Origin of the sequence: Rhodococcus sp. IEGM1428, from assembly GCF_050321865.1 — a bacterium.
Lineage (GTDB): Bacteria > Actinomycetota > Actinomycetes > Mycobacteriales > Mycobacteriaceae > Rhodococcoides.
On the sequence record NZ_JBNQFW010000013.1, the window covers coordinates 21148 to 42359 of the forward strand.

13 protein-coding genes are annotated in these 21212 nt (G+C 65.5%); 10 read left to right on the forward strand and 3 right to left on the reverse strand.

Annotation, left to right across the window (positions count from 1 at the left end; translation table 11 throughout):
• The first annotated feature begins 2 nt into the window (after positions 1 to 2).
• Positions 3 to 878 carry a pseudouridine synthase gene (locus ACQR3T_RS28430; RefSeq protein ID WP_428695790.1) on the forward strand — a complete coding sequence of 292 codons (876 nt, stop codon included), beginning with the start codon at positions 3 to 5 and terminating at the stop codon, positions 876 to 878.
• Between the two features lie 98 nt (positions 879 to 976).
• Positions 977 to 1189, forward strand: coding sequence for a hypothetical protein (locus tag ACQR3T_RS28435; protein WP_428695778.1), 213 nt, complete (start codon positions 977 to 979; stop codon positions 1187 to 1189).
• A gap of 97 nt (positions 1190 to 1286) precedes the next feature.
• On the opposite strand, the gene ACQR3T_RS28440 is transcribed toward ACQR3T_RS28435, so the two are convergent.
• Together ACQR3T_RS28440 and ACQR3T_RS28445 are read right to left on the reverse strand one after the other, a co-directional pair.
• Positions 1287 to 6764, reverse strand: coding sequence for a carboxyl transferase domain-containing protein (locus ACQR3T_RS28440; RefSeq protein WP_428695779.1), 5478 nt, complete (start codon positions 6762 to 6764; stop codon positions 1287 to 1289).
• 433 nt (positions 6765 to 7197) lie between these two features.
• Entirely contained in the window at positions 7198 to 7887 is a 690-nt protein-coding gene (locus tag ACQR3T_RS28445; RefSeq protein ID WP_428695780.1) for a TetR/AcrR family transcriptional regulator, read from the reverse strand.
• 293 nt (positions 7888 to 8180) lie between these two features.
• Between ACQR3T_RS28445 and ACQR3T_RS28450 the strand changes: the two genes are divergently transcribed.
• The 7 genes from ACQR3T_RS28450 (at position 8181) to ACQR3T_RS28480 (ending at position 18512) form a co-directional block, all read left to right on the forward strand.
• Positions 8181 to 13265 carry an AAA domain-containing protein gene (locus ACQR3T_RS28450; RefSeq protein ID WP_428695781.1) on the forward strand — a complete coding sequence of 1695 codons (5085 nt, stop codon included), beginning with the start codon at positions 8181 to 8183 and terminating at the stop codon, positions 13263 to 13265.
• Between the two features lie 9 nt (positions 13266 to 13274).
• Entirely contained in the window at positions 13275 to 14480 is a 1206-nt protein-coding gene (locus tag ACQR3T_RS28455) for a metallophosphoesterase (RefSeq protein WP_428695782.1), read from the forward strand.
• Positions 14481 to 14508: 28 nt separating this feature from the next.
• Positions 14509 to 15348: an HAD family hydrolase gene (locus tag ACQR3T_RS28460; protein WP_428695783.1), complete on the forward strand. Its 840-nt coding sequence runs from the start codon at positions 14509 to 14511 to the stop codon at positions 15346 to 15348.
• Between the two features lie 63 nt (positions 15349 to 15411).
• A complete protein-coding gene (locus ACQR3T_RS28465) occupies positions 15412 to 16158 on the forward strand; it encodes a hypothetical protein (RefSeq protein ID WP_428695784.1) in 747 nt (248 codons plus the stop codon).
• Positions 16159 to 16162: 4 nt separating this feature from the next.
• Positions 16163 to 17080, forward strand: a complete 918-nt coding sequence (locus ACQR3T_RS28470) for a hypothetical protein (protein ID WP_428695785.1) — start codon at positions 16163 to 16165, stop codon at positions 17078 to 17080.
• A 75-nt stretch (positions 17081 to 17155) separates the two neighbouring features.
• A complete protein-coding gene (locus tag ACQR3T_RS28475; protein WP_428695786.1) occupies positions 17156 to 17704 on the forward strand; it encodes an LpqN/LpqT family lipoprotein in 549 nt (182 codons plus the stop codon).
• A 109-nt stretch (positions 17705 to 17813) separates the two neighbouring features.
• Positions 17814 to 18512: an SDR family oxidoreductase gene (locus ACQR3T_RS28480; protein WP_094617065.1), complete on the forward strand. Its 699-nt coding sequence runs from the start codon at positions 17814 to 17816 to the stop codon at positions 18510 to 18512.
• Between the two features lie 50 nt (positions 18513 to 18562).
• Here ACQR3T_RS28480 and ACQR3T_RS28485 read toward each other — a convergent pair whose 3' ends face one another.
• Positions 18563 to 19450, reverse strand: a complete 888-nt coding sequence (locus ACQR3T_RS28485) for a LysR family transcriptional regulator (RefSeq protein WP_428695787.1) — start codon at positions 19448 to 19450, stop codon at positions 18563 to 18565.
• Between the two features lie 103 nt (positions 19451 to 19553).
• On the opposite strand from ACQR3T_RS28485, the gene ACQR3T_RS28490 reads away from it, so the two are divergent.
• Positions 19554 to 20963, forward strand: a complete 1410-nt coding sequence (locus tag ACQR3T_RS28490; RefSeq protein ID WP_428695788.1) for a plasmid pRiA4b ORF-3 family protein — start codon at positions 19554 to 19556, stop codon at positions 20961 to 20963.
• Positions 20964 to 21212: the final 249 nt, after the last annotated feature.

Consider the following 21212-nt stretch of genomic DNA (forward strand, 5'->3'; position numbering starts at 1 on the left):
TGATGCTGCCTTTTCGGGACGGTCTCGCGCCCATGAGACTGCTTCTACCGCATGGTGATCCGGCTACCACGATCGCCGAGTATCTGGAACGTGAGATGCCCGAGGACGACTGGCGGCGGGCCATGCTCGACGCCGAGGTGGTCGACGAGAAGAGCAGACCGATCTCCGACGCGACGCGGTACCGCGCAGGCAGTCAGGTGTACTTCTATCGTGTTCCAGCGCAGGAGGTTCCGGTTCCGTTCGAGATCGGCATCCTGCACGAGGACGACGACCTCCTGGTGGTCGACAAGCCGCATTTCCTCGCCACCATCCCGCGTGGTCGGCACGTCACACAAACCGCGACGGTGCGACTACGCAAGCAGTTCGACTGCCCCGACCTCACGCCCGCGCACCGACTCGATCGCGCCACCGCCGGGGTGCTGCTCTTCACCAAGACCAAGCATGCCCGACGTCCGTATCAGGAACTCTTCTCGACGCGGAACGTCATCAAGGAATACGAGGCCGTCGCGGGATTCGATGCGGCACTGCAGTTTCCGCGCATCGTACGGAGCCGAATCCTCAAGGAGCATGGGGTCATGACGGCGTACGAGGAGCCGGGGGAGCCGAACAGCGAGACGCGTATCGAACTCGTCGAAACGTTCGGTGATCGTGCCCTCTATCGACTGTTTCCCAAGACGGGCAAGACCCATCAACTACGGATTCACCTGTCCTCGTTGGGAATTCCCATTGAGAACGACCCGTACTATCCGGTGTTCACCTCGGTTCCGGCCGATGACTTCCAAAGACCCTTGCAGCTCCTCGCCCGGGCGCTGAACTTCACGGACCCGGTGACCGGCGAGGCCAGGCGCTTCGTCAGCGCCCGCGTCCTCGAGGTCTGACGGGCTTCGAATCGTTCGTTCGGACGATTGTGACGATTCGGGCGCGCGACTAGCGTCGCGTTCGGAACGTGTTCGACGGAATCGAAGAGGAGTACAGCGTGAAGCGTCGTATTGCTGTCGTGTTGGGAGCCGCAGTCATCGCCATAGCGTCGCCAGCAATCGCGGTGGCCGATACCGGAAGCGCAAGCACCGGTAGCTCGAGCGGAGCGATTTCGGATCTGTCTCGGTTGTGGGAGGCCTGCGCGCTCACCATCTTCACGGGACAGTGCACCGGAATCGTGGCCACGATTCCTCAGTACAACCTCCCCTGAACCGACAAACGCGCGCGCCTTCGCCGGACGCTTGCGGAATGGGTAACCGTTCCGCGAGCGTCCAGCAAACGCGCGCGCGTTTGCGTCCAGCCAGGCCCTACTTGGCCAGCGACCGCGCCATTCCGCGTTCGATGGCGGCGACGAGCTGCGGGCGCAGTTCGGCGGCGGGGACGATGTGGTGCACCGATCCGACGTTCTGCGCTCGCTGGATGTTGTGGATGGCCTCGAATTCGGCTGCCACTTCACCCAGTTTGGCGTTGCGGGCGTTCGCTCGCACGGTGCCGAGTTCGACGCGCAGTGCCGAGCGGGTGGCGTCGTCCTCGGCTGTGTTCAGTCGTGCTTCGAGTTCCTTGACCTCGGAGTCGGCTGCGGTGCGGGCGTTGACGTCGCGGGTGAACACTACTGCTGCTGCCGGGGCACCGCCGAGTACGGAGGCGAAGGAGCCTTCGACGGCGAGGACTTCCATGTTGTCGTTGAGTGCTCCGGAGAACACCACGAACGCGCCGCCGTGGTAGCGCGAGACGACACAGAACACGACCGGTCCGTCGAAGTTGACGATGGCGCGGCCGATTTCGGCTCCGTATTCGAGCTGGATGTTCCGCAGCGATTCCGGTGATCCGTCGAAGCCGGAGAGGTTGGCCAGCACCACGATCGGCCGGCTTCCGCTGGCGGCGTTGATGGCGCGTGCGGTCTTCTTCGACGAGTTCGGGAACAGGGTGCCCGAGGTCCACTGATCGGGGCCGTCGGAGGGGAACCAGCCCTTGCGGGGGATGGCCCGTGACTCGATACCGATGACGGACACCGGGATTCCGGCGAGGTGGGCGTCGAACACCACGGAGGTGTCGGCGTCGGCCATGTCGGCCCAGCGCTCGAGCACCGAGTGGTCCTGGTCCACCACGGCGCGCATCACGGTGCGAATGTCGAACGGCTTCTTGCGGTCCGGGTTGGTGACCGAGGAGAAGATGTCGCCGACGGTGGTGAAGTCGCTCGACGGGTGCACGTGCGGGTAGGTGCGCACGTCGCGCTCGGTCGGGTCTGCGGTGGCTGCGCGGCGTGGGAAGCGTTCTCCCGGTGCGGCATACGCGTGGTCGTAGTGCGCGAACAGGATGTCGCACGCGGCCCGCAGGTTCGGTGCCCAGTACTGTGCCTGGCCGTTGGGGCCCATGACGCGGTCGTAGCCGCCGATGCCGAAGTTGTCCTCGGCCGAGACGCCACCGGAGTAGTCCAGGGACTGCTTTCCGGTGAGCACCATCGCGCTGTCGGGGGTCATGACCAGGATGCCCTTGGTGTGGGTGAGCATGGTGGCTTCGGCGTTCCAGTAGGGCTGTGCGCCGACGTTGATGCCTGCGACGACGATGTTGATCTCACCGCCGGCCTGGGTGAAGGTGATGATGCGACGCAGGCCGCGCGAGACCCAGTCCATGTTCTCGGTGCCCGATTCCATGGAAATCGTTGCGCCGGAGGACAATGCGAACCACTCGACGGGGGCGCCGAGTTGTTCGGCGAGGTCGATGGCGGCGACGATTCGCGAGCATTCGGCTTCGGCGACGGTGCCGAGTGCCTTGGTCGGGTCGCCGAACAGTGCGACGCGGGTGATGCCCTCGGGGTACTTGGCGGTCGGTGTGGTCGCGAGACCGACGATGACGCCTGCGGTGTTGCGGCCGTAGGGACGATCGACCGGTGCGAGTACGCCGTCGGCGTCGAAGTCGTACTCGGTGAACGTGCCACCGTTGCTGCTCAGCAACGGAATCAGCTCGTACGGGTATACGGTGCCGCGGGCCTGGGAGCGTTGCACCTTCTGGGTGTACTCGTCGAGTGGACGCATCGGCTCGGTCGGCGGCGGGGTGATCTTGGCGACGATGCCTGCACCGGATCGGTACGACAGGCGCAAGGCGACCTCTCGCGGTGTTGCGCCGGGTGTTTCGGCCAGGCGAGCGATGAGGGTGATCTCTTCGAGGCCTGCACCGATCGTCAGCGGCGCGATGTGCCGGGCGATGGTGGCGATGCGGTCGGCAGGCACGTTCAGTACCGGCCAGACGTAGAGCACGACGCGGTTGGCGTCGAGGCGCTTCTTGCCGCGTCCGGCCTGGGCCCGGCGGATTCCGTCGAGGCAGGCTGCGACGGTGCGTTCGATCTCGGGTACGGCGACGATGTTGCCGGTGTCATCCAACTGTGTTGTGACACCGCGGATCTCGGCCAGGGCAACCAGTCGCTCGTCGGAGGGGTTGGCCTTCGACGTCAGGTGGAACAGGTACGTTCCGGCACTGGCAGGCAGGCGAACTCCGTCGAAGTTCTTCAGTCGCCACAGGTCGAGCCGCTGACCGGTCAGCGGGTGCATGTCCCGGATGATCGTGTCCTCGGCGAGGGGCTCGGATCCCTCGACCGTGGTGCGGCGGTAGGTCATCTTTCGGGTCGCGGATCCGAAGGCGGTCACGGTGACGCGACGCCAGCGGCCGGTGCTCGGGTGCGCGGCCAGTGCAGCCTGGAGTTGTTCCGAGAGGGCGTCGCCGTCCGTCGGCGCGTCCGGCCAGGACAGGTAGAGGTCCACGGCCAGGTGCTCCGGTGACGGACCGGCGATGTCCTCGACAGCGTCGAGTGTGGCTGCGAGAGAACCGAAGTCGGTAGCCGTGGAGACAAGGTGCAGTCGCTCGCCCGAGAGCTCGAAGTTACCGGTGACGAAGTGCTTGCCGTCGCGGTCGAAGGCCTTGACGTCTTCGAGGGTGCGGATCTCGTAGTACTGGCGGGTGATCACCTCGAGCAGGGCACCGGGATCGGTGATCCGTTGTGCCAGTAGCTCGATCAACGGTTCCGGGGTAGCGACGAGAGCGGCGACGCGCGCCGAGTAGTCGGCGGCGTCGGGGTTCTCGGCGAGGTACTGCAGACTGCCGCGGACTCCGTCGTAGATCTTCTCTCGTGCGGTGCGGATCTGTGGCTCGTCGAACAGTCGGAAGCGTAGGTTGCGGGCGACGTCGCCGATGACGGGGTAGCGGGCCTGGGTGGCACCGATGAGTCGTTCGAGTACCTCGGCCATGGCCGGGGTGGCGTCGGGTTGTTCCGAGCAGTCACTGAGCCAGTGGCCGAGCAGGGCAGCGATGACCGGAACCTGGTTCTCCATGCGCTGCAGGGCGAGGAAGACGCGGTAGACGGCTTCTTCGAGCTCGGGTGTGCGGCCTTCGTCGATGGCGGCGTCGTAGTGTGCCAGGGCGCGAGTGAGCTTGCCCCGGAACGATTCCGGCAGTCCCTGCACGTCTGCGTCGAGCGACTGCATGAACGAGTGGAAGTGCTCGCGAGGGGAGTGTACGCGCTCGTCGTTGCTTTCTTCGTCCATCGTCGGTCGATTGCGCGAGAGTTCGCAGATGTCGGCGAATGTGTTGAGCAACGACAGTTCGGCACCGACGAGCTCCGAGTCGTTCCGCGGCACGTCGGCGCGCAGAGTCTCGTAGGTGGACAACAGGTTTCGTGCGCGGGCTCCGCTGACGTCGAAACCGGTGATGAGGGCGGCGAGCTCGTCGAGGCGGTCCAGGGCGCGGCGCTGCGGCGAGCGCTGCGCGGCGTCGTCGATGCCACGGAACTGCACACGCGGTGCCTGCTCGGAGACCTTCTGCTCACCGGCCTGATCGACGCGCAGCAGGGCCGCCCCGGCATCGACCTGTCCGTTGACCGAGGCCAGTACCTCACGCACGGTGCCCGCGTACGGGGACCGGACGGCAGTTTCCATCTTCATCGACTCGAGGACGACGAGGGTCTGTCCCGCTTCGACCTCGTCTCCGACGGCGACCGGGACGGCGACGACGACGGCGGGGGCCGGTGCGCGGACCAGCCCGGCCTCGTCCTGGGAGATCTGGTGGCTGATGCCGTCGACCTCGACGAGGAAGTGGGCGGCTCCGGCGACGGTGACGACCTGGTAGCGACGGTCGCCGATGACCAGACGGCTCTCGTAGGTGCCGAGGCGTTCGACGTCGACCTGCAACTCCCCGATGGCATCTCCGTCGATGCTGTAGCGGTGCGTGCCGGTCTGGCCTACTTCGATCTTGTATGCCTGGCCCTGGTAGTTCAGTTCGACGGTGCGGCCGATGGCATGGGTGGCGCGCGGACGACCACCGCGAGCGGAGTTGAGGAACGCGGTGCGCTCGCGGCCTTCCTCGGCGTCGTAGGCATCGATGGCCGCGGCGATGATGGCAATGTCCGCGACGGCCGTCGGGCCCACCTGGGAGCCGGCCTCGGTGCGGTCGAGCCAGCCGGTGTCGGCGGACGCGGAGATGACTTCCTCGCGGTCGAGCAGGCTCAGCAGGAACGACTTGGTGGTGGTGCCGCCGTCGATGACGACGGTGGTCTCGCGTAGTGCGTTACGCAAGCGAGCCAACGCTTCGCTGCGGTCACGGCCCCAGGCGATCACCTTGGCGACCATCGAGTCGTAGTCGGGCGGGATCACGTCGCCCTGGGCGATACCGGTGTCGACGCGGATGCCGGTGCCGAGCGGGAACTTGAGCAGCTCGACCGTGCCCGGTGCCGGTGCGAAGCCGTTGTCGGCGTCCTCGGCATTGAGGCGGGCCTCGACGGCGTGACCGAACTCGGTGGGGCACTCGCCGGGCAGTGGTTGACCGTCTGCGACGAGGATCTGCAGCTTCACCAGGTCGATGCCGGTGGTGTACTCGGTGATGGGGTGCTCGACCTGCAGGCGGGTGTTGACCTCGAGGAAGGTGAAGATCTTCTGCTCGGGCTGGTACAGGTACTCAACGGTGCCTGCGCCCTGGTAGCCGGCGGCCTTGACGAGCTCGGCCGAGGCCGTGCGCAGCTGATCGGCCTGTTCCTGGGTCAGCAGCGGCGAGGAGGACTCCTCGATGACCTTCTGATTGCGGCGCTGGATCGAGCAGTCGCGCACACCCGGAGCCCACACGTTGCCGTGGCTGTCGGCGATGACCTGTACCTCGACGTGGCGGGCATCGGTGACCAGACGCTCCAGGAAGACGACGGGGTCGCCGAACGAACGCTCGGCCTCGCCCTGGGTGCGCTCGAGGGAGAGTTCGAGTTCGTCCTCGTGGAAGACCTTGCGGATACCGCGGCCACCGCCGCCGGAGCGGGCCTTGATGATCAGCGGGTAGCCGATCGCCGCTGCGTGACGACGGGCATCGGCGCGGGTCTCGACCGGTCCACCGGACCACGGTGCGACGGGGACGCCGACCTTTTCGGCGAGGATCTTGGCCTCGACCTTGTCGCCGAGCAGACGCATCGCGTCCGCTGACGGGCCGATGAAGGTGATGTTCAGTCGGGCGACGAGGTCCGCGAACGTCGGGTCCTCGGCGACGAAGCCCCACCCGACCCACACTGCGTCGGCACCGGACTCCACCAGCGCCGCCTCGAGGACGCTGTAGTCGAGGTACGCCGAGCCGCTCGCAGGCTTACGCAGCGTGACGGCCTCGTCGGCCTGGCGGACGAACATGGCCCGCTTCTCCGCCTCGGTGTGCAGCGCTACGGTGCGGATGCCGTAATCGTGTTCGGCGTTGAGCTCTCGGACGGCTCGGATCAGCCGTACTGCTGCCTCGCCTCGGTTGACTACTGCAATCCGCTTGAACAACGTATCTCTCTTCGCTCGGTATGGGCGCACTTCGTCGGTGCACTCTCGATGGAACGTGGACTGGTGCTGAGCATGTCCGTTCATGTGTCATCGGGTCGTTCCGCAGGCTCCACTCCTACGTCACTGGGTCGTTCCGCAGGCTCCACTCCTACGCTCATGCAGCACTCCGACCGACCTATTCTAACTGCAATGCGCCCCCGTGCATCGCCAACGACGTTCGGCGTGAGTGTGATTGATCACCAAGATCGGAATTATCCTCTGTGACAACCTATTTCGACTCCTTCCGGACGGTGCTACCGGGCAGTAACACTCTCGTACCCGCGAGTAGCGTTGGCGTAACAGCTAATTCGCTGTTCGGACACCTACGTTCCTACCGGCGAGTACATTACCGGTGGGTACAACTCGGCCGAGTCCCCTCGAGTAAGCCGATACGTCACGCATCCAGCCCTCGCTCGGCGTCCCCGTCGTCGGTGAACGGCAGCCGCAGCGCGTTGACCCACAGCCTCGTCGCGGTCTCGAGCAGAGCCTCGTAGTCCGCCGCGGCCCGACCGCCGGCGGCGTCGACGACGAAGTGATTGAACGCGAGCCGACTGATCATCGAAGAGAGGGCTCGGGAGGCGAGAAGTGGATCGAGTTCGGTGTCGGCCAGGCCTCGGTTCTGCAGGCTCTCGATGCTGCGAGCGTTGCGTCTGACGAAGGCGTCGGCGCGCTCGCGGCGTAGCCGGCGAAATTCGGGATCGATGTTCGAGACCTGTTCGAGCAGGGCCATCAGCTTCGCGTTGCGCTGGTACGCCTCGAAGTAGGCGCGATTGCTCGCTGCGATCACGGCAACCGGATTTTCGTGGGGATCCACCCGTTCCGTTCCGGGGTGCAGCATGTCGTCCCTGGCCTGTTCTAGCACCGCGGCCAGGATTTCTTCTTTGCTGGTGAAGTAGGTGTAGAAGGTTCCGGCGGAGCACCGAGCAGCGCGGGTGATGTCGATCAGTCGGGAATCGAGGTATCCGCTCTCCTCGAAGACGCGTCGGGCGGCCGCGACGAGCGAGGATCGAGTTCGTAGCCCGCGTGGGGTGATCGGCAGCTCCCGATTCGGAAGGTCGCCATCGGACTCCGGCGCAGCAGGCATTCAGTCTTTATACGTCATTGTGCGCACGGTTCCGTGCGGATGAACGTGCGAATCTCACCCCGCTGCGGAACTCGCGTGATCGTGCGGATTCGAGCGGGCGCCGAGGGAGTGGATCGGGGTGTTCCGCTGTGGTGCATACGGCCACCGAAACTCGGTCTTTGTGACCGGGCACTAGAACGCATTCTGTGTGCTCAGCACGCGGTGAACAACTGCTGTCGAGCGGCTAGTGTGGCCGGGGTGCGCAAGCACTGTCCCTGAAATGGGACCACCATTCGAGTATCTGTGGGGAAACTGTGACGGCTGCAGCGGCTACCGGTCGTGAACACGACGACGAGCTCAAGAGCAGGGTGCAACGCCTGCTGCGCTTCCTTCGCGAGATCGTCGAGGCGAGATCGAACCCTGTTCTGCGATTCGACGATCACGTCCAGGTCGAGTGGGTGCATTCCGGTGACGTGCCCATGCAGCTCGATCTGCTGGCCAAGCAGGGTGGCGTGGTGCTCCGTGCGCCGCGCATCGCGGTCGACGAGCCGCCCGCGCCACCCGAGCTGCTGTCGGGGTGGCTCGATCCTCAGATCGTCGCCGACAGCCGCTACCGCGAGCTGGAGCTGGCCGATGCGGCGTCGGTGACGTCCCGCCGTCGTGCGGAGGCGCAGGAGTCCGATGCCGACTTCGACATCCGCAAGGCGTACGAGATCAAGAAGGCTTTCGAGGAGTACTCGCAGTCGTGGAAGGAATGGGCGCAGGAGGACCGGGAGCGGCGTCCCCAGGCCGCGATCTACCAGGCCCTGCAGTTGATGATGCAAGAGCTCGCGTCCCGGCCGGAGTCGATCGAACTGGTGGTGGCGTCGGGGTTGCTGACGTCGAGCAACGTCGATCCGCAGCGCAGTGTGCGTACCCACCTGGTCACGCAGCCTGCCAACATCGAGCGGGATGTTCGTACCGGTGACCTGCTGGTACGTCTCGCGGCGAACACAAACCCGCGGCTCGAGGACGGGCAGCTGCTGACGGGCTCGAACGAATTCGATACTTCCGGATCGGTTGACCTGGCGCAGCAACTCCACGACTCGGTCACTTCGCCTCTCGGAGCAGGAATGGAGCAGTTCCTCCGAACCTGGGCTGCGCGAGTTCCGCGGCACGAGATCGAGGTACTCGATCGGGTCGGACCACCCGGAGCTCTCGCTTACATCGACGACGACCGAACACTGACCATCTCGCCTGCCCTCGTACTCCGTACCCGCAACTCGTTTGCGTTGGTCGAGTACTACGAGCAGATGATCGCCGATCTCGAGTTCGCCGACTCCCCGGTACCGCTGGGTCTCGCGCAGCTCGTCGATGCCATCGAACCGGCCGATCGGTTGGCGTGGCTCGAGCGCACCGGAGCAGGTGAGTCGGCGGTACTGGCCGAGGATCCTCTGTTTCCGTTGCCGGCGAACGCGGAGCAGTCGCAGATCATCGAACGTCTCGGACGCGACAGCGGTGTCGTGGTCGAGGGGCCACCCGGTACGGGCAAGACCCACACCATCGCGAACCTGATGTCAGGTCTGCTGGCGCGCGGTCAGCGGGTTCTGGTCACTAGTGAAAAGTCACAAGCTTTGCGGGTGCTGCGTGACAAACTGCCGCCGGAGCTGCAGGAGCTCTGCGTGTCCATCACCGACCTCTCTCGCGGTGGTTCGGACGAGCTCAACCGCAGCGTCGCGAAGATAGCCGAACGCAAGACCTCGTTCGACGAGGCCAGCGAGGTGCAGAAGATCGAGGCGCTGACGACGCAGCGTGCGGCGGCTCTCTCTCGGCGAGCCGAGCTGCTGGACCGCGTCAGCGCGCTCCGTGAGTCCGAAACTGTTGTGCACGAGTATGTTTCGGACGGATACGACGGCACGGTGTCGTCGATCGTGCGCAAGGTCAAAGCGGCCGAGGGCTCACACGAGTGGCTGCCGGGCCCGCTGCTGGCCGACCGGCCACCACTCGACGGTGCCCAGGTCGATCGCTTGCGCACGTTGATCGCGACCTCGGACGAGAATCGTGAGCTGCGCTCTCGCCAGGTGCTGCCCCGCCCGGAGACGATGCTGCCGACTTCGGCCGAACTCGCGGCGCTCTGCCAGCGTGCAGGCGCGCAGATCGACGCTGTCTCGCCCCAGGCCCAGTCCCTCATCGCGCTGCTCGACGGCGTGCAGCCGGCGGTGTCCGCCGAGATCAGGCAACTGTGCGAAGAACTTGCCGCCCGAGTTCGAGCGGTGGTCGAACTCGACGATTCCTATTCGCGCCTGACCGATTCGGTGCTGTCCGGCGAAGCCGCGCACCTGTGGTCCCGGGTCAGCGGACTGGACCTGATGGTGGAGACGGCAGCTGCGTCGGATCGCTACGTCGGTGCACACGACGTGCAGTGTTCGTCGAGTCCGTCGGCGGCGCTGGCGGCGATGGATGCGCTCGCCGGAGCACTGGAGTCGGGTGTCGAATGGAAGCCGCGGTTCCGTCGCAGCGAGGAACAGAAAGCCGTCGAGGCTCTCGACATCGTGGCCACGGTCGATGGACAGCCCGCGACAACGGCGATGGCGGCGCGTCTGGTGGCCGAACACCTCCGCGCGCTGGACTCCGTGCAGAGCGCAGCGGTGCTGCTGGCCGACCTTGCGATCATCGTTCCGCTCGACGGAACGCGTTCGATTCGTGTGAACGACGTGGCGCGCATCGTCGATCGGCTCGGCCTGGTGGCGCAGGTGGTGTCCGCACGTGACGCTCTGGTGCACCGTCTCTACGCCATTTCCCCTGCGGCACCGTGGATTCGAAGCCTGGCCGAGGCTCACGAGGTCGCCGGAGCTGCCGACGCCATCGCCCAGCGAGCGGACATCGACGCCGCGCGTGCCGAACTCGAGGCCCTGCAGTTCTCGGTCGCCACTCGCATCGATGCCGGGCCGTCGCCCGAGGGCTCGACCCTGGTGAGTGCGTTGAGCACCGCCGATCCGGTGGAATTGGCTGCCGCCGTTGCCTCGTATTCGCAGGCATGTGCCGAGCAAGAAGATCAACTCCTGCTCGAATCGATGTCGGCGTCATTGTCCGCGGTGGCACCCGCCCTGTTCGATCTGGTCGAGGACACCGCCGCCGACCTCGAATGGGACGAGCTCAGTTGGCAGATGTCGAAGGCCTGGGCGTGGCGTCGTGCTCGCGAGTGGGTCGGCGAGCAGCATCATGGCGGTCTCGAACAGCAACTCGAAGCGGAATTGGCCGCTGCCGATACCGATATCGCGTATCTCACTACCCGTCTCGCTGCCGCGAGTGCGTGGCGCAACAGTCTCGAGCGTATGACAGCCGTCGAGGTCCGTGCGTTGCAGACCTACCGCGAGCACATCTCCAGCATCGGATCCGGGGCCGGCAAGTACGCCGAAACCTACCGCAGTGCAGCACGATCGGCGATGCGCGAGGCGCAGAGCGCGGTGCCTGCCTGGGTCATGCCGCTCTCGCAGGTGCTGGCGTCGATTCCGCCGGTACCGGGTAGCTTCGACGTCGTCATCGTCGACGAGGCCAGCCAGGCCGACATCACCAGCCTCTTCCTGCTGTATCTCGCGCCTCGCGTGATCGTGGTGGGTGACGACCGGCAGTGCGCCCCCGCCGACGTCATGCAGACCGGCACCCTCGAGGACGTGTTCGATCGTTTGGACGTCTACCTGCCCGATCTGCCCGAACACGTACGGGCGACTCTGACACCGAGGTCGAGTCTGTTCTCCATGTTGCGCACCAGGTTCGGCCAGGTGGTGCGGTTACGCGAGCACTTCCGGTCGATGCCCGAGATCATCAATTGGTCGAGTCAGCAGTTCTACGGAGACTCACCGCTCGTTCCCGTGCGGCAGTTCGGGGCGGATCGGTTACCGCCGTTGCGGCACACGTACGTTCGCGGTGCGACGGTGACCGGAAAGAATGCGTCGCTCGTCAACCGCACCGAGGCCGTTGCGATCGCTCAACAGATCGCCGACTGCCTCGAGGATCCCTCGTACGACAACTTGACCTTCGGCGTCGTTGTGCTGCAAGGACAGTCGCAGGTCGACGAGATTCGCAACGAGTTGATCAAGCGCATCGGCATCGAACAGTGGGAGCAGCGGCGGCTGCGCGTCGGCACGCCGCCGGACTTCCAGGGAGACGAACGTAACGTCGTGTTTCTCTCGATGGTGGTGGCACCCGACCAGAATTTCGCCACCCTCACCGCCAACCAGTACAAGCGGCGGTTCAACGTGGCGGCCTCGCGGGCGCAGGATCAGTTGTGGCTCTTCCACTCGGTGACGGTCGACCGCCTCAAGCGAGCGGACCTGCGCAACTCGTTGCTGAGCTATGTCACTTCCGTTTCGCCCGCACCGGCCGACCCGATGCCGGTGAACGTCTCACGTGAGGTCCGGACGGCACCCTTCGAGACGCTTCTCGAACAGCAGCTGTGGAGCGACCTCGTCGAACGTGGATTTCACGTCAATCCCGGTGTGATGGTGAACAATCGGCGTCTGGGCCTCGTGGTCACCGGGGAATCCTCGCGGCTGGCGGTGGAGTGCGACGGCGACACCTTCCTGTCCACCTCGGCGCAGCGGTTGGCCGATCTGCAGCGTGAGCAGGAACTCAAGCGCTGCGGCTGGACGTTCTGGCGGGTGCGTGAATCGGAGTACTACCTCGACCGTGATGCGGCGTTGGAAAGTCTCTGGGCAACGTTGGCGCAGCTGGGGATCAAGCCGAACAGCGTTGTGGTGGACGGCGTTACGTCTTCCGATGAAGCGTGGACGCCGGTGCCGCTCGAGGCCTCGCAGTTCGACGACTCCGGTGCCTTCGACACCTCGTCCACCGACGACTCTTCGGTGCACCATCGGTCGGTGTTGTCCCTGTGGACCATGCCGCACATCGACATCCCGACCGAGACCAACTCCGGAGACCGAGAAACATCGACTCCGACGCCGACCAACGGGTCGGGAACCAACGGTGCTCACGCGACCAACGGATCAGGCGGGTCCGCCGCTTCCCGTGGCTCTGCACACCCGAACGGGTCTTCGACGCCGAGTCGATCGCCGATGACCAACGGATCCACGCAGCCCAAGCTCGAGAAGCAGGCACCCGCAGAGGCCGAACATTCGGCCGACGCCGAAACGAAATCACCTGCAGGGGCAGGGGAGGAGGCTGCGGCTCCAGACGAGACCACGCCGAGCGTCGTGCCGCCCGAGTCCAGCACTACCGAGTCCAGCACTACCGAGTCCGTCGCTACCGAGTCGAACGGGGCGGACGAGAGTCCGGTGGAGCCCGAGAAGACCGACGTCGAGACGAGCGTCGGTCTCGAAGAATCGGAGGACCAGAAGATCGCCGAGCACGAACTCCCGCTCAACGGACTCCGCGGCTACACCACCCGGCGTCGACCGTAGCGCCCGCCGATGACAGATCGCCAGACGCAGCAACCGGACCGGCCGGCCCCACCCTCGCGTTCGCGTCGCCGCCGGATCGTGGTGCCCACCGTCGTGTTCTCGGTCTGCGCGGTACTTTTCGCGCTGCCGACGTGGACGGTTGTGTTCGCAGGCGCACAGTGGGGATCGGCTGCGCAGGTCGTCGGGACCTCGGTTGCGGTCGCCGCGTTCCTCGCGCTGCCCACGTCGATGTACATGGGCCACCGGCCCGGTCCCGAGGGGCAAAGCAAAGATGCCTGGGCGCGCGTCGGAGACGTGCTGCTCGGTCTGGTCTGGATCGCATTCGTGTGGTCGGCGCTGTCGTTGCTGCTGCGGCTCGGCCTGTGGTTCGCCGGAGTCGACGACCCGGTGCGGTCGCGGATCGTGTCGGTTTCGACCGTGGGAATCGTGGTGGTCCTTGCCCTGTGGGGACACTACGAGGCGATGCGCACACCGCGGGTACGGCACACGACAGTGCGGATCGATCGGCTCGGCCCTCGATTCGACGGTCTGCGAGTAGTTCTGGTGACCGACACACATTTCGGTCCGCTCGATCGGACAACGTGGTCGCACCGATTGACCGATGCGGTCAATGCGCTCGAACCCGATGTGTTGGCCCATGTGGGAGACATCGCCGACGGTTCGGTCGATCGGCGTCGACAGCAGGCAGAACCGCTCGAATCCATGCTCGCCACATCGGCGCGCGTGTACGTCACCGGCAATCACGAGTACTTCGGCGAGGCGCAGGAGTGGCTCGATCACATGGAGAGCATCGGGTGGAACTCTCTGCACAATCGGCACGTGGTGCTCCATCGCGGTGACGATGCCCTGATCATCGCCGGAGTCGACGACGCCACGGCGAAGGGTTCCGGTGCGCCAGGCCACGGTGCCGATCTTCCTCGAGCTCTCGCAGGTACCGATCCCTCGACGCCTGTTTTGTTGCTGGCCCATCAGCCCAAACAGATCGGCGACGCCGTCCTGGCAGGTGTCGATCTGCAGGTGTCCGGTCACACGCACGGCGGCCAGATCTGGCCGTTCTCGGCGTTGGTCCGCCTCGACCAGCCGGTCGTACACGGACTGAGCAGTCATGGCGACCGAACTCAGCTCTACACCAGCCGCGGATCGGGCTTCTGGGGTTCGCCGTTTCGGGTGTTCGCACCGAGTGAGATCTCCGTTCTGACGTTGGTCGCCGGCTGAGGCAGCGACACCTGGCAGTATCGGTGACGTGAACAGAGCCGAAGACGTCGTTGTGGTCGCAACCGACCTCGACGGCACGCTGTTGCGTTCGGACCGAACGATTTCGGCGCGCACGGCCGACGCGATGGCCGGTGCCGACGCCGCCGGAATCAGGGTGGTGTGGGCGAGCGCACGGGCGCGGCACTCCATCGACGAACTCGCTGCGTCCTGCGGATTCCGTGGGACGGCTATCGGGGCCAACGGGGCCGTGGTTCTCGATCTGGCCGACGGTACCCCGAACATCGTCGGTACCAGATCGGTACCGGCCGAGACGGTCGCGTCGGTCAAGTCGGCTGTGCGGTCTCTCGTACCCGGCGTGGCATTCGCGACCGTCGGTGCCACTCGATTCGTGGCAGAGGCCGGGTATGCGGAACTGTGCGTGTTCGCCGACCATCATCGGCAACCCCACGAGATGGAACTCTCCGATCACGGCTTGTCGGTCGAGGTCGAGCCGACGGTCAAAATTGTTGCCCGGCACAGGGATACAAGCAGTGAGGCCCTGTACGAGCTCGTCGCTGCGGCCGGCCTGACCGGGGTGGAGTTGACGCACTCGGGTGCGCCGTACATCGAGATGTCCGCTGCGGGAGTCTCGAAGGCAAGCGCGCTGCAGCAGTTGTGTGAGCAGTGGGGTGTATCGGCGGATTCGGTTGCAGCAGTGGGAGATGCGCGCAACGATTTGCCGATGCTCGCATGGGCGGGCACGGCGTTGTGTCCGTCGAATGCCGCGGTGCCGGTGCTTGCCGTCGCGGATCGAGTCCTCGGATGCAACGACGACGACGCGGTCGCACGCTACCTGGAAGAACTCACCGCACTCCGCGCCGGACTGTAACGTCCGGTCTGCTCTTTTCGACCCTGTGTGAAAGGCTGGCCCCATCATCGGCAGAAGGACACCATGAGCTATCCAGGTTCGGGGGACCCCTCGCAGCGCGCCTACGGGCAGTACGGCGCGCAGCCGAATCCGTCCGATCGAGTGATTCCACCGCCGGGGTATTCACCGGACACTGCCGACTCCGGGGCTTCCGATTCCCCGTCTCCGTCCGGTCGTCCCCTTCGCCCGCCGCGTGCCGCAGTGCAGCCCAATGTTGCAGCGCAGTCGGGAGGGCCCGGCGCAGTTCCCTTCCCGCCGGTGTTCGCGGGTGGTCCGCCGCAGTCGCCGCGCAATGGAAACGGCGGTCTCTGGATCGTCGTTGCCGTTCTGGTGGCGGTAGCACTGATTCTCGGGGGAGTGTTCGCCTGGTTGACGCTGCGCGACGACGCCAGTCCAGCCGTGGCGTCGGCGAGTGCCGCACCGCCGTCGGTGGAGAGCGACGGCAGCGCTTCGGGCGCGGTGCCGGGCTCCTCGTCGACGGGTGGACAGGAATCGGGCGTGACGACTCTGCCGGCGGGTGCGCAGACCTGCCCGGCCACCGTTGCGTCGACCGGCGGCCTTCGGGGTTCGGCAGTGGGGTCGACGGCAACGTCGTGCCCGTTCGCCGAGGAAGTGCGGTTGGCCTACACGCGTGGCGGCTCGGATCGTAATTCCAGAATGGTGGTGGCCAGCAGTCCTGTCACCGGCAAGCGGTACGAGATGAACTGCGTGTCGTCCGCGCAGTTGGTGACGTGCACCGGTGGCGAGAACGCTGTTGTCTACCTCTTCTAGGTCGATGCACCGCGGCACCGGAAGCTTCTACGCGGTCGCTCTTTCGCTTGCGCTGCTGGTCTCCGGTTGCACGATTGCCACGGACGACGGCACTGCGACGGATACGTCGGGGGTCGCCGAGTCGACGTCCCTGCCGACGCCCCGGTCGGACCGACCGACGTCGGACCCTGGAGTGTGGAGCACCGCAGTTCCGGTCGAACCGTTGCCTGTCGCCGATCTCGCTGAGGAGTTCGGTGTACTCGAATCCGCGGCAGGTGGCCCCATCGGCCTTGCTCTGGTTCCGGTCGGCGGCGGTCCGGCCACCGTGCTCGGAACGTGGACCTCCGGTGTCGCGTGGTCGACGGTCAAAGTACCGATGGCCGTCGCCGCTCTACGCAATGGCGGTGACGCGGTGCTGGCCGACGCCGCAGCGGCGATCGAAAGCTCCGACAACGCGGCGGCCGACGCGCTGTGGGGTTCGCTGGGTGATTCCGCTGCTGCGGGTGCCGCGGTCGAGTCGGTTCTGCGGCAAGGCGGTGACTCTGCCACGACGATTCAGAGGGAGCGGATCCGTCCCGAATTCAGCGCGTTCGGGCAGACCGAATGGTCTACGCAGGACCAGGCGACGTTCGCGGCCGCTTTGTCGTGTATTCCGGATGCGGAACCCGTGGTCGAGATGATGAACAATGTTGTGCCGGAACAGCAATGGGGCCTGGGCTTGCTGTCCGACGCAGCGTTCAAAGGCGGCTGGGGACCGCGCGCGGATGGTGGCTACGTCGTGCGACAAGTCGGTATCGTCACCACCGTTGCTGGACGTGTCGGTGTAGCGATTGCGGCGCAACCGGATTCGGGTTCGTTCACCGACGGAACCGCCATGCTCGACGCGATCGGTGACTGGCTGGAGTCGCGCAGTGATCGGCTTCCCGCGGGGCACTGCCTCTAGCGATTGTCGAGGCCCGCATCGGCGCAGGTAGCCTCTGCGTGCCAGTGATTCGTCCGCCACCGAAAGGCCCATGCTGTGAACGACGCCCAGTCGCCGGAGCCGACCGAACCCACCACGATTGCCGAGTACTTGAACGCGCACGCGATACGGGTGTCCCCGCTCGACGGTGCCGCGGCGGCAGAGCTGGGCATCACCGTGCCGGTGCCTGCAGGCTGGCAGACGCTCGATCCGGCGCAGTTTCCCGGTGCCACCCAGGTGATCGTGGAACCGAATCTCGTGGAGAACGGATTCGCTCCCAATGCTGTGCTTCTCGTCGGTGCCCTCTCGCACACGATCGATCCGGAATCGTTGATGGCGTTGGGTTTCGGAGACGGGCGTGCGATGCCCGGCTGGGTGGAGCGCGAGGCGAGTACGGCGTCGTGGCTCGGTTGGCCGTCGCGATTCATTCGGGGCTCCTACGTCGCGCAACAGCTCGAAGCAGCGGTGACGACTCGGTACGTGTTGCTGGGCGTCGATACCCAGTACTTGGTGCAGTTGACGGTAACGACGTTGGCATCTCAGCTCGACGCCTTGGCCTTCGACGTCACAGCGATCAACGACGGCTTGACGACAAACGGATCGTAGCCTCGGATCCATCGATTTCATTTATGGCAGTGGTAGGTAATTACGATTGTCCGACGGTGAACTCTTCGCTTGGCTGGTGAGGTACCAATCGAGCGAAGGGTGATGTGTCATGCGAGTACTGCTGATAGGTGGAGCGTCGGGAATCGGGCGGGCCGTTGCTGCCGAGATCGTCGACGGGGGAGGCGAGGTGATCCTCGCCGGTCGACGTCCGGATGTGCTGAACGACGCGGCCGCGGCGATGGGTCCAAGGGCAACCTCGGTGATCGTCGATCTGACCGACGAGGAATCGATCGCAGCAGCGGCCGCGGAGGTCGGATCGGTCGATCACGTGGTGAGTCTCGCGGCCGATCACGCGAACGGTTCGGTCGCCGACCTCGACGTCGCCGACATCCGAAAGGCGTTCGACACGAAAGTGATCGGGCCCATTGTGCTGGCCAAGCATTTCGCTTCGAGTATTGCGGAGGGCGGCTCGCTACTGTTCTTCTCCGGGGTGGCCGCGTGGAAGCCGGCACCCGGTCTCTCGGTGATGGCGACGACCAACGGGGCCGTGGCGTTTCTCGTGGAGGCGCTCGCGGTCGAATTGGCTCCGATTCGGGTCAACGCGGTGTCGCCGGGCATCGTCGATTCCGGCGCGTGGGATTCGATGGGAGCAGGGAAGGACTCGTTCTTCGCCGAGACAGCGCGAGCCAATCCTGCAGGTCGGGTCGGCCGGCCGGACGACGTGGTGGCCGCGGTGCTCTTCGCGCTCACCAACACATTCGTCACCGGTACCACCGTGCACGTCGACGGCGGAGGACGGTTCGTCTGAGGCGGGTGTCGCTCGGGTTGTTGTTGCTGGTGGGGACGAGCTGACGCATGTCATCGCGGCGGGCCGGCTGGAATCCCGCGGCGGAGCAGGTCGGCGACGAACCGCTGAACCAAGGCGTCACTCGGCGATCCGACCATTGCGACCACGGTGCGACGTAGGTTCGGTTGTAGGGGCTTGACGACGCCGTCGAATCGGTCAGGCAGAGCAGACGTCGGCACCAGCGCAGTCCCCAAGCCTGCGCGGGCCAATTGCGCTGCGGTAGTGGCGCTTCGAGTGCGCGTGCTGACCGTCGGGAAAACATCGTGCGCCGCGGCCTCGGCGTCTATCCACGCTCCGAGTCCATTCGACGGGTGGTAGTGGACCATCGGTCTACCGCGGAGGTCGTTCCACGAGATGCTCGGCTCGTCGGTGAGGTCGAGGCCCTCGGGTATCACCGCGACGATGTCCTCGGTGCCGATCTCGGTGACCTGCCCGGTGAATCGATCCGACGCTGGGCCGACGGCCAGGTCGGATGCGCCGCCGGTCACGGAGTCGGCCATGGCGTCGGCGCTGCTGTGTTCGGAAAGCTCCACGTCGACGTTGCGATACTTGCGGGCCCACGTGCGCACGATCGGAGCGACCACGGGAACTGTCATCGTTTCCACACAGGCCAGCCGCAGTCGTCCGCGAGAACCGTCGGCCACGGCTCGTCCGGTCTCGACCACCCGATCGGCCGCTGCCAGTGCGGCTTCGGCGTCAGCGAGTATTGCCAATCCGGTAGGGGTGGGACGAACACCGCGAGGGAGCCGCTCGAGAAGGGATGTGCCGATCTCGGTTTCCAACGCGGCCAACTGATGCGACAGGGCGGGTTGCGAGAGGTGCAGGCGCACCGACGCGGCGGTGACCGAGCCGCACTCTACGACGGTGACGAAGCATTCGAGGGCACGCAAGGTCGGCACGGTTCGAGGGTAGGTGACGGCCGTGTGCTCGCAGCACGGGTCGGATCGCCTCACGGGGTCCGACGCCTGTGTCCGACGCATCGATCCGGCTAAGGTCGATCGCATGTCGATCAGAACCGGCCGCGTCCGGCACTTGTCGGTGGTCCCGGATCTGCCCGATCCCGGGGAGCTATCGGACGGCGGTACGACACAGGTTACGGGGCGAAGCCTGGTCAGCCTGGTGCTCGGTGTGACCATCGATCACACGCGACCGGAGATTTGGCGTCGGGTGCGGGTGCGCTCGGACTTGCTGCTGTCAGAACTGCACTCGGTGTTGCAATGCGTGCTGGGGTGGGAAGACCGGCACATGCACGCCTTCAGCATCGGAACCGTCGGTGCGATGCGTCGCTTCGAGATGGCCGAGACACTCGATCACGAACCGGACGACGAGGCAGTGAGCGAAGAGCGGGTTCGACTCGACGAGGTGCTCACGGTGCGCGGATCCGTGCTGATCTACGAGTACGACTTCGGTGACGGATGGACACACACCATCGTTCTGGAGCAGATCGATTCCGACATCGACGACCTGCGATCGGTCTGCCTCGATGGAGCTCGCGCGTGCCCGCCCGAGGATTGCGGCGGGCCGTCGCATTATGCGCAGGATCTCGACATCGCTGCCGATCCAGCCGATCCCGAATTTCCCCGCCTGCTCGAGAGGTGGGGTCCGGCATTCAACCCCTACCGGTTCGACGTCGGTGCGGTCAACAGAAAGTTGCACGCGCTCGACACGGGACGCTCGGTTCTCGCCGAGGCGGTGGCGACGGCACCCGCTATCGGCAGACTCTTCGATCGCGTGCGTCCCACGGAAGTGCCTTCCTTGATGGCGCTGTTACCCCGATGCGAACTCACCATCGAGAGTTCGGTGGATCTTCCGGTGGCGGAGATCGCGATGGCCAAGTTGGTGTGGTTCCTCGGCCGGATCGGCGACGCCGGAGTTGTCCTGACAGATGCCGGCTATCTCAAGCCCGCACTCATCGCGGCGATCCGAGAAGAGCTCGACTGGGGTCTCGGATGGGTCGGAACGAGCAATCGCGAGATCGACCACCATCAGGTGACCGACCTTCGCGAAGCCGTGCGACACCTCGGATTGACTCGGGTGTCCAAAGGGCGACTGATGCGCACGAAGCTTGGGGCGAGCTTGGCCGGCGACCCAGTCGGGCTGTGGCGACATGCAGCCTCGCGACTCCCGTTGGGTAAGGAGACGTACGAGACCGACGCCGCGACGCTCTTCCTGATCTCGCTCGCTGCATCTGCCTCCTCCACCCATCGCAACGAAATGCTGATCGAGACCGTGGCCGAGCTGGGTTGGGCAAGTGAGGATTCCGGTGTGTTCGACGCGCAGTTCGCGGCGCAGGCCACAGTGAGCTTCCTCGACCTCATCGGTGCCCACGGTCCGCAGTTCTACTTCCGGCAGGGTGTATCGGACTCGCCGAGCTGGTCGCGGCGATTCGCGCGCGACGCCTTGCTTACCTGATTCAGGCGTCCAACGGGGTCGATCTTGCTGTGGACACTCCTGACCTGCCGATTTGCGTTGGTGGGGTTGGTGGCGTAACTTTTGTCGAGTCAGAGCGACGGACACCGACCCGGTCTTCACGGACAGGGTGAACGAGGTTGGACGTGTGGCTCGGCAGGTTTTATCCCCCAAGAGTCGGGCCTTGTGTCCGAGACCAAGCTGGGATAGGCTGGAACAGTTGCCCTTGAGGCCTTCGGACTGTGTGTTCGT